Source organism: Nocardia arseniciresistens, assembly GCF_046764875.1.
Lineage (GTDB): Bacteria > Actinomycetota > Actinomycetes > Mycobacteriales > Mycobacteriaceae > Nocardia > Nocardia arseniciresistens.
Genome location: NZ_JBKORD010000001.1, coordinates 1 through 16,055, shown reverse-complemented (window position 1 = coordinate 16,055; position 16,055 = coordinate 1). Strand labels below are relative to the sequence as shown.

Here is a 16,055-nt window from a genome sequence, read left to right as displayed (position 1 = left end):
CTACGCCGGCCTGGCAAGGCGCCGGAAGGTGACCCGGTCGAACTCGCGACCGTATTCGTCCACGGCGACGACCTCCATTTCGCTGGAGAAAATGCCGGGGCGGACGTCGACGCGCAGGAACGAGTAGTTGCGGAAGCGAACCCGCGACCACGGGGCCGATTCGTCCTGTTTCTCACCATCCGGCTTCCAGACATAGCTGTCGGGCACCGTGGTGTCCGGTAATTCATAGCCGCGGAACGTTTCCCGTGACCCCGGCTGGAACTCGTAGCGGGGGCGACCGCCGCCGCCGACGGTGTAGTAGACGGTGCCGTCGGTTTCCGGGTAGACCAGGGAGTTGTCGGCGGCGACCTTGGTCGCCGCGCCGGCTCGAATCGGGTCGGTCCGTTCGTAGACATGGTTGTGGCCCTGTAGCACCAGATCCACCTGATACCTGTCGAACAGCCCGGTCCAGGCATCACGGACGCCGCCGTCGCTGGCGTGCGCCTCTGTGGTCGAGTAGGCGCAGTGGTGGAAGAAGCAGACGATGAAATCTATGTCCGGGTCGGCGCGGTAGCCGGCAAGGGTTTGTTCGACCCAACTCGTTTGTGCCCCACCGGAATAGCCGGTGTTCGCTCGAATCTCGTAGGTGACGTCGTTGGCGTCGAGCGAGAGCACCGCGACATTGCCGTAGGTGAACGAGTATGCCGAGGGGCACCCGGCAGGCCCATTGCCCGGAAAGTCGAGGCGCGCGAGATGTCCTGCGTAACCATGGGTTCCGTAGGTCGCCTCCATGTCGTGGTTGCCGGTGGCGAACATCCACGGCGTTTGCGCGGCGCTGAGTTCGATGGAACCGAAGTAGACATCCCATACGTAGGGGTTGAACTTGTCGAACCCACTCGGCAATTGCGCGCCGTGCGCCACGTACCGGTTCGGCTTCCCCGCTCCGGAGGGATCCGCATAGGCGATATCGCCCGCGAGGATATGGAAATCCGGTTTGGCGGCGGCGATTTGACGCAGCACATTGGACGCGTGCGGCGCCGTCGGATCGTTGTCCGGCTTGTAGTACCTGTCGTCGTAATCACCCGTCGCGACCCCCGAGGGCTGTCCAGGGGTTTCGTCGGTGCCCTGGTCTCCCATCATGGTGAAGCGGAACGGCACGATGGCCGCGCGAGCGGTGGGCATCGCCGCAGCGGCGGCCCGGATGTCGCCGGTGAAGCCGTCCGAGGTCCGCCAGCGGTAGAAGTGCGGCAGTCGCCCCGGCAGCCCGTCTACCGGCGCGTGCACATAGAACTGTTCAGCGGCGAGCACCCCGCCGTCACTCGCGGGCAGCTGGGTCAGCAGATTGCGCACCTCGGCCTCGACGGTCCCACCCAGCGCCGGCGTCGGCCCGTGGTCGAGAAAAACCTTCGCACCTATAGGCGAACGGGATAGTTGACCGGAGAACCGGAGCTGACTCGTCGCATCCGCCCCATATCCGACATGCCGACCGCCGACCGCCAGTTGCGTTCCTTCGGCGTAGGCACGCTTGCCGAAGGGGGAAGTACCCACCGCCGCGACAGCCGCCGCGGCCGCCGCCCCGCGCAGGACGTTGCGCCGTGAGACCGCGTGGCGGCGCAGGAACGCCCGATGCCACTCGTGCTGCTCGGCCATCGTCATATCGGCGGCGAGGTGGGCGGGTATTCCGGTATCCGGAACATCGCCAGCGGGGTTCAACGAATTCGACGGCATGACACACGATGTTGTATGTCCACGGCGCATCGAGCAACTCGACACCGGTGGGGCACATACGAATAATGGATGAACTCGGCCGTCTACCTCCGCGGAACCGGGCGCTGCGCCTGGTCATCGAGGCTCTCGAAAAATAGTCTCGAGAAATCTGCCGGGATAGGTCGAAGGGTGGTGATCGGCTCCGACCGAAGGGTGACAGTACGTCAGCCACTCAGCAAGGAGCCCCACTATGACCGTCACCACCTTCTTCTGGTTCGACAACAAGGCCGAGGAAGCCGCAACCCACTACACCGAGATCGTGCCCGACTCCCGTGTCGTCGAGGTGACCCGTAACCCGGACGGTTCGGCGTTCATCGTCGCCATCGAGCTGGACGGACAGTCCTACACGCTGATGAACGGCGGCCCGGGCCACCCGCTCACCGATGCCGCGTCGGTGCAGCTCATCGTGGAGACCCAGGCCGAGCTCGACGGCCTGTGGGACGCGCTTGTCGAGGGCGGTGAGCCGGGGCCGTGTGGCTGGCTCACCGACCGCTACGGCTTGTCCTGGCAGGTGGCACCCGCCGCCCTTCCCGAATTGATGGGTGGTGACCCCACCAAGACCGCCGCCGTCGCGACCGCACTGCGGGGCATGTCCAAGATCGATCTGCGGACGCTCCAGGATGCCTACGAAGGGGCCTGATCAGGGCGATCACGTTCAGATGGTCAAAGCCCGCCCGTCGCTTGCTGTGTCGAGCGAACGGGCGGGCTCTGTCGCGTTACCTCGAGCGTCTCAGTCGCGGACAGGGCTCGCTGCCGAGGTCACACTGTCGCGATCGGCCGCGCATGACCGCGCACGGCCGGTCTGCGGCCTCGGGTCAGCGCCAGTGTTCGGGCGTGACGGGGGCTTCCCATGCACGGGCGTAGCGGCGCTTGTCGGGGGTTTTGGATTCCTTACTGCGGTAAACGATGTAGGGGCGGGTGAGGTAGCCGATGGGGGCGCTGAACATGTGCACGAGGCGGGTGTAGGGCCAGATCCCGATGAGGGTCAGCACGACGAGGCCGTGGACTTGGAAGGTCCACGGAGTGCCGACCATCAGTTCGGGCTGCGGGTGCAGCGTGAAAAGGCTACGGAACCAAGGGGAGACGGTTTCGCGATAGTTGTAGGTGCCCCACAGCAGGTTGCTGCCCCATGTGTTGAGCAGGCCGGTGATCAGCGCGGCGGCGAGCAGCGTGTACATGAGCTGGTCGTTGCGGGTGGTCGCCTTGCGGACTGCGGGCACGGTGATGCGGCGGTAGAGCAGTATGCCGACGCCGAGCAGCACCGCGATTCCGGCGCCGGATCCCGCCGATACCGCGACCAGGTGGTAGGTGTGTTCGGAGATGCCGACAGCGTCGGTCCAGGACTCCGGTATCAGCACACCGAGCACGTGTCCGCCGATCACGCCGAGCATGCCGAAGTGGAACAGCGGACTGCCCAGGCGCAGCAGGCGACTTTCGTAGATCTGCGATGACCTGGTGGTCCAACCGAATTGGTCGTTGCGATAGCGCCACAGGTGGCCGAGTAGGAACGACGTGAACGCCACATAGGGCAGTGTCATCCAGAAGACGGTGGTCATCGGCGGGCTCCCGATCCGTCGAAGAGGGCGGGGTCCATGGCGAAGGTGTCGAGCCCGACTTCCTCCTCAGGTGGTCCCTGCGCGGCCAACTCGGCGATGCGACGGCGGTCGGCGGTGGTCAGCGGGGGCAACGTGGCGACAATGGCCGAAAGCACGCCGGAATACGGGGAACCGTTGTCGGCCAACGACAGTCGCAACAGTTCGATGACCGGTACGTGCTCACCGAGCAGCCGCTCACCGCCGATCGGGTCGACGGTCGCCGCGAACTCCAGCAGCACAGGCAGGTGGTCGGGCAGTTCCTTGTCGCCGAGCTCCACACCGGCGTGTCGGTAGGCGTGCTTGAACCGCAGCAGTGCCATCCCGCGCTTGCGGGTGTCGCCGTAGGCGTAGAACGTCAGGTGCATGCTGGAGCGGCGGCGCATATCGAAGGTCTCGACGTACTTCTTCGCCAGCTCGAGCTGCGAGATGCTGCGCAGGTGGGTCAGGAACGCCAGTAGGTGCGAGCGCACTTGCTCCGGCAATAGCGTTGCCGCATCGAATATCTGGTCGATCTCGGCCAGCAACTGCTCGCTCGGATAATCGAGCAGCAGTGCGCCGATCCGCCACACCAGGCGGCGGTCGCGCTCGGGCATCGGCACGGCCGGTTCGGGCCGTCGGCGCACTTTCAGCAGACTCATCGTCGCGCTCCGGTCGGTGTGGTGGCCGAACCATTGTTGGCGGCGACGTTTTTCGATGTGTCGCTCGCGCCGTGACCGTTCGTGCCATTGCCATTGACCACGTTCACGACGGGCAGCAATCCCTCGGTGCTGCGCCCATCCCAATTCAAGAGATTGATCCGGTTCGACTTCTCCTCCGGCGCAGCGTCATTGGCGTCGGTGAGATGAAACTTCTCCACCATCGTGTCGAGCGCCGTCATACCGGGCCCGCCATCGGTGTCCAAACTACAGCCGGTGGCGAGGGAGTCCAGCTCGTGTGCCTGGGTTCCCGCGCCGGTCGGAATCACGTAGCGGTGTTCGTATTTCGCGATGGCGAGCAGCCGGTACATCGCCTCGATCTCCTCGGGCTCCAGTCGTACCGACGGCGCGATCGAAGGATCAGGTTCTACACCGAGATTCACCGAGCGCATGAACGAGCGCATCGCCGCGAGCCGCTGGAGCGCGGCGCGTACCGGCCCGACCTCACCGGCGGTGAACAGTTCGGCGAGGTATTCGATCGGGATGCGCAATGCGTCGATGGCGCCGAACAGATTCGGTGCGCTCTCCCCGTCGTGGCCGGTCTCCGAAAGCACATCCACCACCGGCGACAGCGGCGGCACGTACCAAACCATCGGCATGGTCCGGTACTCCGGATGCAGCGGAAGCGCGATCTGATAGTCGACAATCAGCTTGTACACCGGCGAGTTCTGCGCGGCGTCGATCCATTCCGGTGAGATCCCGGCTCGTTCGGCCTCCGCGACCACGCGGGGATCGTGTGGGTTGAGGAACACACCGAGCTGCGAGGGATAGAGATCCTTGGTATCGGTGACCGAAGCGGCGGCGAGCACGGCATCGGCGTCATAGAGCATCACACCGATGTAGCGCAGCCGTCCGACACAGGTCTCCGAACACACCGTCGGCATACCGACTTCGACCCGTGGGTAGCAGAAGGTGCACTTCTCGGCCTTGCCGGTCTTGTGATTGAAGTAGATCTTCTTGTACGGACAGCCGGTGACGCATTGCCGCCACCCTCGGCATTTGTCCTGATCGACGAGCACGATGCCGTCCTCGGAGCGCTTATAGATCGCGCCCGACGGGCAGGAGGCGACGCACGACGGGTTCAGGCAGTGCTCGCAGATTCGCGGCAGGTAGAACATGAACGTTTGCTCGAACTCCAGCTTCACCTGGTCCGAGAGCCGCGCGAGCAGTGGATCCTTGCCGACCTGTTCCGGGCCGCCGCCGAGGTCGTCGTCCCAGTTCGCGCCCCAGGTGATATCGGTGTTCTTCCCGGTGATCAGTGATTTCGGCCGCGCGACCGGCACGGTGTCCATGGCGGGAGCCGACAGCAGGTTGTCGTAGTCGTAGCTCCACGGCTCGTAGTAATCGGTCACCGTCGGCAAGTCCGGATTGGCGAAGATGTTCAGCAGCCGCTTCATCCGTGAGCCCGACTTCAGCGTCAGCTTGCCGCGCCGGTTGAGATCCCAGCCGCCCTTCCACTTCTCCTGGTCCTGGTATTGCCGCGGATAGCCTTGTCCTGGGCGGGTTTCCACGTTGTTGAACCACATGTATTCGGTGCCGCCACGATTGGTCCATGCCTGCTTACATGTGACGCTGCAAGTGTGGCAGCCGATGCACTTGTCGAGGTTCATCACCATGGCCATCTGTGACATCACGCGCATGTCAGTACTCCACTTCCTGCGAGCGACGGCGAATGGTCGTCACTTCGTCGCGCTGATTTCCGGTGGGGCCGTGATAGTTCAGCGCGAAGGACTGCTGCGCGTAGCCGCCGATGAGGTGCGATGGCTTGATCATGATGCGGGTGAGCGCGTTGTGGATGCCGCCGCGCTTGCCTCGTGCGTCGTTCACCTCGGAGGTCGTCTCGATGCGCGGCACGCCCACCGCCCTGTCCTGGGCGTGGTACATGAACACGGTGCCCTCCGGCATCCGGTGACTGACGATCGCGCGCGCGACAACGATGCCGTTGCGATTGATCGCCTCGATCCAATCATTGTCGGCCACACCAATTTTCGCGGCGTCCTTCTCCGACATCCAGATCGATTGCCCGCCACGGGAGAGCGTCAGCATGTGCAGGTTGTCCTGGTAGGCCGAGTGGATCGACCACTTGGAATGCGGCGTGAGGTACCGGACGGTGACGCCGTTGGCGCCGACGTCGCCCACAGCCGGTTCGCTGAACAAGGCAGTCATATCCAAGGGCGGCCGGAAGATCGGCAGCTGCTCGCCGAGTTCGGCCATCCAGTCGTGGTCGAGATAGAAGTGCTGGCGACCGGTGAGGGTGTGCCACGGCTTGAGCCGCTCGGTGTTGATGGTGAAGGGCGAGTATCGACGCCCGCCGGTCTCGCTGCCGGACCACTCCGGCGAGGTGATGACCGGCACCGGCCGAGCCTGGGTGTCGGCGAAGGTGATTCGCTTGCCCTCGTGCTCGGCGGCCAGGTCGGCCAGCTGGGTTCCGGTGCGCCGTTCCAGTGCGTGGAAGCCCTGGACCGCGAGCCTGCCGTTGGTGGTGCCGGAAAGCGCGAGGATCGTCTCGGCCGCGTGGGTGTCCTTGGACAGCGATGGGCGCCCCTGCGCCACACCGGAAACCACGGTGCCGTTCACGCCGGCGAGGTAGGCGACCTCTTCGTCGGGGAGCGTGGTGACGCCCTTCGTGGTGAGCCCGAGCGTTTCGACGAGCGGCCCGAGTGCGGCCATCTTTTCGGCGATCTTCGAGTAGTCACGCTCGACCACCACGATCTTGGGCATGGTCTTGCCCGGAATCGGCTCGCACTCACCGGCTTTCCAGTCCAGCACCCGGCCGCCCGCCTGCGCCAGCGCATCCGGTGAATCGTGCTGTAGCGGCACCGCGACGATGTCCTTGCGGGTGCCGAGATGCTTTTCGGCCATCCAGGAGAAGCCGCGGGCGATCCGGTGGAAGGCGTCGAAATCGGTCTTGGCCTCCCACGGTGGGGAGATGGCGGGGGAGAAGGCGTGCACGAAAGGGTGCATATCGGTCGAGGACAGGTCGTGCTTCTCGTACCAGGTCGCGGCGGGCAGCACGATATCGGAGAACAAGGTGGTGCTCGTCATCCGGAAATCGAGCGAAAGGAGCAGATCGAGCTTGCCCGTCGGTGCCTCGTCGCGCCAGACCAGTTCCTGTGGTCGCACGCCGGAGTCATCGGTGGTCTGGAGGTTGGAGTCCGCGCCGAGCAGATGCCGGTGGAAGTATTCGTTGCCCTTACCGGAGGAACCGAGGAGGTTGGCCCGCCACACGGTCAGGCAGCGCGGGAAGTTCTCCGGTGCGTCGGGGTCTTCGCAGGCGAACCGCAGCGCACCCGACTTCAGGCTGTCCACCACGTGGTCCGGTGCGCTCTTGCCCGCGGCTTCGGCCTCGTCGGCCAGGTCGAGCGGATTGCGATCGAAGGTCGGGTAAGTCGGCATCCAGCCCAGACGGCTGGCCAGCGCGATATTGTCGGCCGCGGTCCGTCCTTCGAAGGCTCCGTTGGCCAAGGGGGAGGCGAAGGCCTGTGCGGTGAACGGGTCGTAGCGCCACTGATCGTTGGTCAGGTACCAGAACACCGTGCCCTGCATCTGCCGTGGCGGTCGGTGCCAGTCCAGTCCGAAAGCCAAAGTCGACCAACCGGTTACCGGTCGGCACTTCTCTTGGCCCACGTAATGTGCCCAGCCGCCGCCGTTTACACCCTGGCAGCCGGTGAGCAGGGTCAATGTGAAGAAGGCGCGGTAGATCTGATCGGAGTGGAACCAGTGGTTGGTGCCCGCGCCCATCAGGATCATCGAGCGTCCACCGGATTTGTCTGCGTTGTCGGCGAATTCGCGCGCGATCCGCTCGGCCTGCACGGCGGGTACGCCGGTAATCGTCTCCTGCCAGGCCGGGGTGTACGGCGCCGCGGCGTCGTCGTAGCCGGTCGGCCAGTCACCGGGCAGTCCGTCGCGGCCGACGCCGTACTGCGCCAACAGCAGGTCGAAGACCGTCGTGACGCGCTTGCCGCCGATCATCATGGTCGGCACGCCACGCACAAGGACGCCGGGCTTGTCGGAATCGAAGCGCGGCAGCCGCACTGCGACCGGCTCCTGGTCCGGCCTGCCGTGCAAGGTCAGCAGCGGATCGACACCTTCGAGGTCCAGATTCCATTTTCCCGCATCGGCGGCGGTGAAGCGGTGCCCGAGAGAACCATTGGGCACGACGGGCTTCCCCGCGTCGTCGAGCAGCACGGGCTTGTGCTCCACACCCTCGCCGGTGTGCCCGAGGTCGGCGGCGGTGAGGAACTTGCCGGGCAGCGCGCCGTCGTGGTGGTACGCGCCCTCCGCATCCCACCCCTGCGGATCATCGACGCACACCAGGAACGGCAGGTCGGTGTAGCGCTTGATGTAGTCCAGGAACCGCGGTGTACCGCGGTCGACGAAGAACTCCTTCAGGATGACGTGCCCCATCGACATGGCAAGGGCCGCATCGGTTCCTGGCCGCGCGGGCACCCATTCGTCGGCGAACTTGGTGTTGTCGGCATAGTCGGGGGAGACCACGACGACCTTCTGCCCGCGATAGCGGGCCTCGGTCATATAGTGCGCGTCCGGGGTCCGGGTGACCGGCACATTGGAGCCCCACATGATCAGGTAGCCGGCATCGAACCAGTCGGCGGATTCCGGTACGTCGGTCTGGTCGCCGAACACCTGCGGCGATGCCACCGGCAGGTCGGCATACCAGTCGTAGAACGACAGCATCGAGCCGCCGATCAGTGAAATGAACCGGGCGCCGACGGCGTGGCTGACCATGGACATGGCCGGGATGGGCGAGAAGCCCGCTACCCGGTCGGGACCATAGCGTTTGATGGTGTGCACGTGCGCCGCGGCGGCGATCTCAGCGGCCTCCCACCACTCGGCACGCACGAAGCCGCCCTTGCCGCGAGCGGACTTGTAGAGCTCGGCCTTGACCGGATCCTCGACGATATCGGCCCAGGCCAGCACCGGGTCCTTGCAGCGCTGCTTGGCCTCCCGATACATCTCGAGCAGCACGCCGCGGACATATGGATAACGCACCCGCGCTGGGGAGTAGGTGTACCAGGAGAACGAGGCGCCGCGTGGGCAACCACGCGGTTCGTACTCGGGTTTGTCCGAGCCGACCGACGGATAGTCGGTCTGCTGGGACTCCCAGGTGATCACGCCATCCTTGACGTAGATCTTCCATGAACATGACCCGGTGCAGTTGACCCCGTGCGTGGAGCGCACGACCTTGTCGTGCGACCACCGATCGCGGTAGAACTCGTCGGCGCTGCGCCCACCGACTTGATGCAGGCTGCGCTGATCGGCGGAGGGCTCGCCTCGGCGAAAGTACTTGCCCAATCGAAGCAGCGCGTCGCCCGCATCGGGGGATGGTCGATCGGCCGAATCGGAGGATGCGGAACCTTGAGTGTGTGATTTGACCACGACGCCCCCTTCGAGCTGTGAAATCGGGCTGATGTTCCGACTGTAAGGAGGCCGCGTTGCGCGTCAAAATGCGTCTCTCACAACGCGCGTCGATGGTCGGTGAGTTGTGAGATCGCGGCAATATGACGGTCACCGAACGATAGCGGTGAAATGCTCCCGACATGGACGTGACCAGCCCCGATGTCGTCTGACCGGCCGAAATGCCGTAATCGTCAAGTGTATTCGGGACTTGCCGGTGAAGCTTTGGAAACCGCCGGTTCTTATTTGCTTTACATTTGTTAACATTTGCCGAGAATTTCGGCGACCGTCATGCGTACGGATAAAGCAGCCCGGCGGCGTCGTCACGGTCGCGGTGGAGCCTGATGACGCCGAACGCGTCGTCGAGGTACCCCGCGATCTGGCCACCGCGCCGGCGCACGCGTGCATGCCGGTCGGTTTCGATGCCCTGTCCTACTCGAAGCCTCGTGAATTGCAGCGCAATCGCCGCGTCCGAGCGCCCGGAAACCCGTAGCAACCGGATCGACAAGGTCGTCGCCGCGCCGCGCTGGGTTAGCACTCGGTGTCGATGTAGCCTCGGCTGGGCTGCAGATTCGGGCCCCGAGCATCCTGAATGTTGGTGGCAGCGTAGCGAATCCAGCCCTAAATAGGTAGCTGCATTGTTGCTGTTTGACGGCGTGTGCTCCGAATATAAAGAACGAATATCGTTTAATATCGAGTCCTATGGACACGGACTCGCATCGTCGACGATGGAGCTATGACCAAATCGACCTTGTTCGCGCCGCGGCGGTGCGAGCAGTCCAGCTCGCCGCTCGCGTAGATGTACCCAACTCGTTGATGTGACTACTGCTTCATAGGAGTGGATTGCTGTGCTGAGCAAGTCGACCGATCCCGGCGACGGGAATCAATTGCGGCCCCCCACCTTCGGGGGGCTGCTGCGACGACTGCGTGACGACCGTCGGATTTCCCGGGAAAAGCTGGCATTCGCCGCTGGGGTCAGCTCCAGCTATATCACCCACCTCGAAAGCGGTGATCGCGATCGCCCGACCAAGGCTGTGGTGACCTCGCTGATCGCGTATCTGGATCGAATCGGTCGCTTGGCTGACGCCGAGCGTAGGCACCTTTTCGATCTGGCCGGGCTCACCGAGGAAACATTTCCCGCAGTACCACAACTGCGCGCGGAAATCGGTGCCGACATGCGCAACGGGCTGCGATTGCATGAACCGAATGCGGCAAGCTATCTCGATACGCGGTGGAACATTCTGTTCTGCAATGACGCCTACGCCGCCACTTTCCCCGGGCTGGTCGAGGACGTCAATGTGCTGCGCTGGTTCTTCGGAAACGAGCTGTCCAAGCGGGTCATGGTCGATTGGGAGCGCGAGGCCGCGCTCACGGTGGACTGGCTACGTGGGCTCATCGGCCAATCGGGCGATACCGCCTGGTCCGCCGAATTGCTCGAAGAACTCGGGGGCTACCCGGAATTTCGGACCATGTGGGCTGCGGGGCGCACCATCTATGGGCGAGACCAGCCGATGCTTATTCGTGACCTCGGCACCGGGGAGCCCTACAGTCTCGATGCCCAAATGTTCCGGGTGGATTCCGGTAACTACCCGGGCAGGGTCCAATTCTTTCTCGGCATCCGCACGCCCTGCCCCGCGCAGACGTCGACCACGGAGTCGTTCGGCTCGTAGGCATGCGCCATGCGTCGAAGAATGCGCGATTGTGCATCAATTCGGGCAGGCTGCACGAGCCCGCCTCGGTATCGAGTAGCGCGCTGGTCCGGACACTCGGTCCGGCGCGCGCAGGGCGGTTCGCAGTGCCGAGTAACCGCCCTGGCGCATGCCGCCGACGGCGGCCTTTTCGACACCGAGCGCATTCGATATCACCAGCGTGTTGTGTCCCGATGCCGCGGTGGCCGCGCGCATCCCACGTCACTACATTGATTCCGGCGGCCGCCAACGGTTTCCGCAATGGATCGAACACGGATTCGTCCATGAGAAATCCATGCGCGAGAAGCAATACGGGACCTCGAATCATCCCCGGCTGGAAATGAACTGTTACCGAGTCTGATTGAACGCAGGGTATGACTGCGACGTTACCGTTCGAAAGGTCTCCGACCTCGGTATTGTGCGTCGGATGAGCGTGTTCGGCGCGGCCGGAGTTTTCACTGGTCGGTGTAAGTACATCACAGGGTGTAGTCGATCTTGTCGATTCCCTGGACAACCCGTCCCGGAGCGTATTTGATCCGTTTATCGGGTAATTCGCGAAGTCGGTGACGACATCGCGATCACCCGCTCGATGAGGACAGGTTGCGCGCACATTGCGGGAGTGAGTGATTCATGACGAATGACATCCAACTGGTACCCCACATCACACTAGCCGCGGCAGCGGATTGCTCCAACGGCACCTTCGCGGTGTGCGGTGACGAGGGCCGCGCGCTCTGGTATGGCCCCTTCCTCGACAGCGACGTCGATCACCCGCACGGTGACCGCAGAGCGGGCGCAATGGCCGCGGCAGCCCGCGCGGTCTGGTTGGCGGGCCGGGCCCGCGCCGACGCGGGCCACGACGAGGCGACCTTGCATTTGACCATCACCGAACCCGACGTGGACGCCGTCACGCTCGCGTGCACCGCGTCGATGTCCGGGCTCGCGTTGGATGTAGTAGTAGCCGAGGACAATCCGGCGCTGGAATGGTGCCTTGCCTTCGGCAGGCTGGACTGGAACCCCGGTGCACTTGTCAGCCTGGTCGAGAACGGGTGGCCCGGCCGGTTCGGGTCGTGCGCGCTCCGTTCGGTCATCGCAACACCCCAGCTCGATACCGACTCGAAGGAGATACTTCCTATGATCCGTAGTTCGCGCGCTACCACCCCGATGATCGAGGACTCGCCGATCGACCCAGGCGTAGAACTGCGCTCGGCGCTGGAAGCGTTGCTGCTGCAAGACGCCGTCGGCATCGATGCCAGGATGCGGCACGCTATCGCCGCGATCGTTCATCTCGCTGTCGATACTCCCCACGGACCTCCTGAAGATGCCGATGAGTTCCTCGGCCGCCTCGACGCGGGCTGGCTGATTGCCGCATGGTCGGGCCACGACACCGAAATGTCGCTCATCGCGACACTTGCCGCAGGCGAAGTACCCGCCATGTCCTGGTGCGAGCTCATGTTCACCACCGCGCTGGCGCCATGGTCGACGAGCCCGGTGGCGGTGCACGCGCGCCGCATCTTCGCCTCCGTCCAGCACGGCCACCTCGGGGCAGTACGCGCCCAGATCGGTATCTCCGGCGTCTGACCGCACACTCGGTCGACATCTGGTGAGTGCCGGTCTCCATCGATCACCTTCGGCGGTCGAGCAAGCCGCCTGCGACAACGAAGACCCCCGCGCTCGTAATGAGCTGGGGGCCTTCGTGTCTGGGTTCAGCTGTGCAGGCGTTCGAACTCGCCGTCGTTCACGCCGCCCGTGAACGCGTCCCGTCGGTATATGACTGCACCACTCAGCTTTTGGTGATACTCCGACCTCGCGCACGGTCTTCGACCGGCGGGCGTGCGATCTGCCCGCGACTGTCGACCTGCCGAGCATGGGCGGCATCGTCACGAAGGCAACGCATGTGTAGGCGATGCGGATGTTCGCGCCGCTCGGGCAAGCAGTAAGACATCATATAGGTTGCAGTGGTGTCGCTTTCGGCCCGATTCTCGTGGTTCTACTGTCGAATCGGTGGATGTATTCGATCAGGCCGGACATACCGCAGGATGTATCGCTGTACGCGGAGTTGTTTCGCCACAACGTATCTGTGATTCGAGAGGGCGGCACGGTCGCGCTCCCGTCACCCGCGCCGCTGTCCGAGCCGTTCCGGCGGTGGATCGAACCATCACCAGACACGTTCCGTCCCTCCGGACTCGCTGTCATCGCATCGGTTCGTGCGTGTTCGGGACCGGGCAAGTCGCGGGCGGTGATTCATGTCCAATGACGTGGTCGTGGTTTTGCCCGCAGGTGAGATCGCTCCGTCCGTGCGGGCGCTACTCGCGACGTTCCATGAAGACACCCGTGCGAAGCTCGAGCTGGCTCCCGTCGACAGTCGACCGACCGCGCATCTGGCGGATGGAACGCTCTGCGGAGTTGAGGCCAGCGGTTGGCTCGAGGTGTACGACAACCTCGACGTAACCGAAGCCATCCCGGTTGCACCCATCGGCGTTCGAGATTCGGAGACATGATGAGTGCCGGCGTTCCCCGATGCCGCATGAGGCGGATGTCCAGCTGAGTGTGTTCGTGCATGGTGTCCGGATGGACTTCGCCGTCTGCCTGGACCAGGTCAACGAGATGGCTGCGATGGCGGTCGAGAGGCGTGAGCGTGTGACCGAGCACGACCGGCAACGCACGCTCGGCCGCGAACCGTATCGAAAGCCTGATCGCATCGGCGGCCAGCTGACCAATGCGCTCGCGGATTGCGGCCAATGGACTTGACGAATGGCATATTGAGATGTCATTATTAATAGGGGAAGACACCGGGAATTGCGTGTCTATTTTGTTCTGCACCCTCGACATCGATCGAGTTCGGGTGTAATTTGGGACTTCGCGCCGGGGCGCATGCTGTCCAACTCTCGAAATATGAAATGACTGTAGAAAGTGGCACTGTCTGCGTGTCACTCGCTACCCGTCGTTGTCGAGTCATGTTCGGGCAGCGTCCGGTCCGGTGCGCAATGTGAATTACAGCCCACAGGACAAGCAGATACCGTGACGACCGCGCGAATCGCGTGGGCGGCGCGAGGTGCTGGAAGGACGCATCTTGGCAGTCTCGAGTCAGACCATGGCCAATGCCGGAATACCCATCGATAGCGGAAGGAACGGAGCGGCCGGACGCGATCGATCCGGCACGCCGAAGCGGGTATCGTTCGCCAAACTCCGTGAGCCCCTAGATATTCCGGGGCTGTTGAAAGCGCAGACCGATTCGTTCGAATGGTTGATCGGTGCGCCTGCCTGGCGTGCACGGGTAGCGGCACGCGGCGAATCGCTTGCGGCCGGATTGGCAGAGGTACTCGACGAGCTCAGCCCGATCGAGGACTTCGCCGCAACGATGTCGCTGACCCTCTCAGAGCCTCGTTTCGAGGAGGTCAAGTCCTCGATCGAGGAATGTAAAGACAAGGACATGACATACGCGGCGCCGCTGTTCGTCACCGCTGAGTTCATCAATAACAACACTGGTGAAATCAAGAGCCAAACGGTCTTCATGGGTGATTTCCCGATGATGACCGACAAGGGCACATTCATCATCAACGGCACCGAGCGCGTCGTTATTTCGCAGTTGGTGCGTTCGCCGGGTGTCTACTTCGACAACAGCGTCGACAAGGCCACGGAAAAGGACCTGCACAGCGTGCGCGTCATTCCGTCGCGCGGCGCGTGGTTGGAGTTCGACGTCGACAAGCGCGACACCGTCGGTGTCCGCATCGACCGCAAGCGCCGTCAACCCGTGACGGTCCTGCTCAAGGCGCTCGGTTGGTCGACCGAGGAGATCGCCGAGCGTTTCGGCTTCTCCGAGGTGATGATGACCTCGCTGAAGATGGACAACACACCGGGCACCGATGAGGCGCTGCTCGATATCCATCGCAAGTTGCGTCCGGGCGAGCCGCCGACCAAGGAGTCCGCGCAGGCTCTGCTGGAGAATCTGTTCTTCAAGAAGAAGCGCTACGACCTGGCGCGCGTCGGTCGCTACAAGATCAACAAGAAGCTCGGCATCCACACCGGCGAAGTCGTCGACTCACGGGTCCTCGCCGAGGAAGACATCGTCACGATCGTCGAGTACCTGCTGCGTCTGCACGCGGGTGATCGGAACATGACGGCCCCCGGTGGCATCGAGGTTCGGGTCGAGGTCGATGACATCGACCATTTCGGTAATCGCAGGGTGCGCACCGTAGGTGAGTTGATCCAGAACCAGATCCGGGTGGGGCTGTCTCGGATGGAGCGCGTGGTCCGCGAGCGGATGACGACCCAGGACGTCGAGGCGATCACCCCGCAGACGCTGATGAATATCCGCCCCGTCGTCGCGGGGATCAGAGAGTTCTTCGGAACCTCGCAGCTGTCGCAGTTCATGGATGAGCGGAACCCGCTCGCGAGTCTGACCAATAAACGCCGGCTGTCGGCGCTCGGGCCGGGCGGACTGAGTCGGGAACGCGCCAGTCTCGAAGTCCGCGATGTGCATTACAGCCACTACGGGCGGATGTGCCCGATCGAGACGCCCGAAGGTCCGAATATCGGGTTGATGGGTTATCTGGCGTTGTATGCGCGAGTCAATCCGTTCGGCTTCATCGAGACCCCGTACCGCAAGGTGGTCGACGGCAAGGTGACCGACGAGGTCGACTACTTGTCCGCCGACCAGGAAGATCTGCATGTGGTGGCGCAGGCGAATGAGCCGCTCGATGCCGAGGGGCGTTTCATTGACGCGCGAATCGTGGTGCGTCGCAAGAATTCCGAGGTCGAGCTCGTAGATTCGGCCGAGGTCGACTATATGGATGTCTCGCCGCGTCAGATGGTGTCGGTCGCGACCGCGATGATCCCGTTCCTCGAGCACGATGACGCCAACCGTGCCCTGATGGGTGCGAACATGCAGCGTCAGGCCGTGCCGCTGATCCGTTCCG

12 protein-coding genes and 1 pseudogene are annotated in these 16,055 nt (G+C 63.7%); 6 read left to right on the top strand and 7 right to left on the bottom strand.

The window, feature by feature from the left end; genetic code table 11:
- Nucleotides 1-1,707: a metallophosphoesterase family protein gene (locus ACLMAJ_RS00065; RefSeq protein ID WP_412011348.1), complete on the bottom strand. Its 1,707-nt coding sequence runs from the start codon at nucleotides 1,705-1,707 to the stop codon at nucleotides 1-3.
- 229 nt (nucleotides 1,708-1,936) lie between these two features.
- Between ACLMAJ_RS00065 and ACLMAJ_RS00060 the strand changes: the two genes are divergently transcribed.
- On the top strand, nucleotides 1,937-2,386 hold the full coding sequence (locus tag ACLMAJ_RS00060; RefSeq protein WP_412011347.1) for a VOC family protein: 450 nt from the start codon (nucleotides 1,937-1,939) through the stop codon (nucleotides 2,384-2,386).
- Nucleotides 2,387-2,561: 175 nt separating this feature from the next.
- Here ACLMAJ_RS00060 and narI read toward each other — a convergent pair whose 3' ends face one another.
- The 5 genes from narI to ACLMAJ_RS00035 all read right to left on the bottom strand — a co-directional run bounded on the left by narI (nucleotide 2,562) and on the right by ACLMAJ_RS00035 (nucleotide 9,989).
- A complete protein-coding gene (narI, locus tag ACLMAJ_RS00055; protein ID WP_412011346.1) occupies nucleotides 2,562-3,302 on the bottom strand; it encodes a respiratory nitrate reductase subunit gamma in 741 nt (246 codons plus the stop codon).
- Complete coding sequence (narJ, locus tag ACLMAJ_RS00050) at nucleotides 3,299-3,979, bottom strand: nitrate reductase molybdenum cofactor assembly chaperone (RefSeq protein ID WP_412011345.1); 681 nt, start codon at nucleotides 3,977-3,979, stop codon at nucleotides 3,299-3,301. Before narJ ends, narI begins: the two co-directional genes overlap by 4 nt.
- On the bottom strand, nucleotides 3,976-5,676 hold the full coding sequence (narH, locus tag ACLMAJ_RS00045; RefSeq protein WP_412011344.1) for a nitrate reductase subunit beta: 1,701 nt from the start codon (nucleotides 5,674-5,676) through the stop codon (nucleotides 3,976-3,978). The genes narJ and narH overlap by 4 nt, the downstream gene beginning before the upstream one ends.
- 1 nt (nucleotide 5,677) lies before the next feature.
- Nucleotides 5,678-9,433: a nitrate reductase subunit alpha gene (locus ACLMAJ_RS00040; RefSeq protein ID WP_412011343.1), complete on the bottom strand. Its 3,756-nt coding sequence runs from the start codon at nucleotides 9,431-9,433 to the stop codon at nucleotides 5,678-5,680.
- A 307-nt stretch (nucleotides 9,434-9,740) separates the two neighbouring features.
- A complete protein-coding gene (locus ACLMAJ_RS00035; protein WP_412011342.1) occupies nucleotides 9,741-9,989 on the bottom strand; it encodes a hypothetical protein in 249 nt (82 codons plus the stop codon).
- Nucleotides 9,990-10,299: 310 nt separating this feature from the next.
- Between ACLMAJ_RS00035 and ACLMAJ_RS00030 the strand changes: the two genes are divergently transcribed.
- Nucleotides 10,300-11,121 (top strand): helix-turn-helix transcriptional regulator, encoded by an 822-nt coding sequence (locus tag ACLMAJ_RS00030; protein ID WP_412011341.1) that lies wholly within the window; start codon nucleotides 10,300-10,302, stop codon nucleotides 11,119-11,121.
- Between the two features lie 36 nt (nucleotides 11,122-11,157).
- Here the strand turns inward: ACLMAJ_RS00030 and ACLMAJ_RS00025 are convergent, their stop codons facing one another.
- A complete protein-coding gene (locus tag ACLMAJ_RS00025) occupies nucleotides 11,158-11,355 on the bottom strand; it encodes a hypothetical protein (protein ID WP_412011340.1) in 198 nt (65 codons plus the stop codon).
- A 414-nt stretch (nucleotides 11,356-11,769) separates the two neighbouring features.
- On the opposite strand from ACLMAJ_RS00025, the gene ACLMAJ_RS00020 reads away from it, so the two are divergent.
- The 4 genes and pseudogenes from ACLMAJ_RS00020 to ACLMAJ_RS00005 all read left to right on the top strand — a co-directional run.
- Nucleotides 11,770-12,717 (top strand): hypothetical protein, encoded by a 948-nt coding sequence (locus ACLMAJ_RS00020; protein WP_412011339.1) that lies wholly within the window; start codon nucleotides 11,770-11,772, stop codon nucleotides 12,715-12,717.
- Between the two features lie 665 nt (nucleotides 12,718-13,382).
- Complete coding sequence (locus tag ACLMAJ_RS00015) at nucleotides 13,383-13,637, top strand: hypothetical protein (RefSeq protein WP_412011338.1); 255 nt, start codon at nucleotides 13,383-13,385, stop codon at nucleotides 13,635-13,637.
- Nucleotides 13,638-13,707: 70 nt separating this feature from the next.
- Nucleotides 13,708-13,887, top strand: coding sequence for a hypothetical protein (locus ACLMAJ_RS00010; RefSeq protein ID WP_412011337.1), 180 nt, complete (start codon nucleotides 13,708-13,710; stop codon nucleotides 13,885-13,887).
- Between the two features lie 304 nt (nucleotides 13,888-14,191).
- Nucleotides 14,192-16,055 (top strand): annotated as a pseudogene (locus ACLMAJ_RS00005) (DNA-directed RNA polymerase subunit beta); the annotation flags it as partial.

Excerpts from the sequence above, each read along its gene's own strand:
- narI (WP_412011346.1), bottom strand. The coding sequence starts at position 3,302 with ATGACCACCGTCTTCTGGATGACACTGCCCTATGTGGCGTTCACGTCG.
- ACLMAJ_RS00060 (WP_412011347.1), top strand. The coding sequence starts at position 1,937 with ATGACCGTCACCACCTTCTTCTGGTTCGACAACAAGGCCGAGGAAGCC.
- narJ (WP_412011345.1), bottom strand. The coding sequence starts at position 3,979 with ATGAGTCTGCTGAAAGTGCGCCGACGGCCCGAACCGGCCGTGCCGATG.
- ACLMAJ_RS00065 (WP_412011348.1), bottom strand. The coding sequence starts at position 1,707 with ATGCCGTCGAATTCGTTGAACCCCGCTGGCGATGTTCCGGATACCGGA.
- narH (WP_412011344.1), bottom strand. The coding sequence starts at position 5,676 with ATGCGCGTGATGTCACAGATGGCCATGGTGATGAACCTCGACAAGTGC.
- ACLMAJ_RS00010 (WP_412011337.1), top strand. The coding sequence starts at position 13,708 with ATGGACTTCGCCGTCTGCCTGGACCAGGTCAACGAGATGGCTGCGATG.
- ACLMAJ_RS00025 (WP_412011340.1), bottom strand. The coding sequence starts at position 11,355 with ATGCGCGCGGCCACCGCGGCATCGGGACACAACACGCTGGTGATATCG.
- ACLMAJ_RS00020 (WP_412011339.1), top strand. The coding sequence starts at position 11,770 with ATGACGAATGACATCCAACTGGTACCCCACATCACACTAGCCGCGGCA.
- ACLMAJ_RS00015 (WP_412011338.1), top strand. The coding sequence starts at position 13,383 with ATGTCCAATGACGTGGTCGTGGTTTTGCCCGCAGGTGAGATCGCTCCG.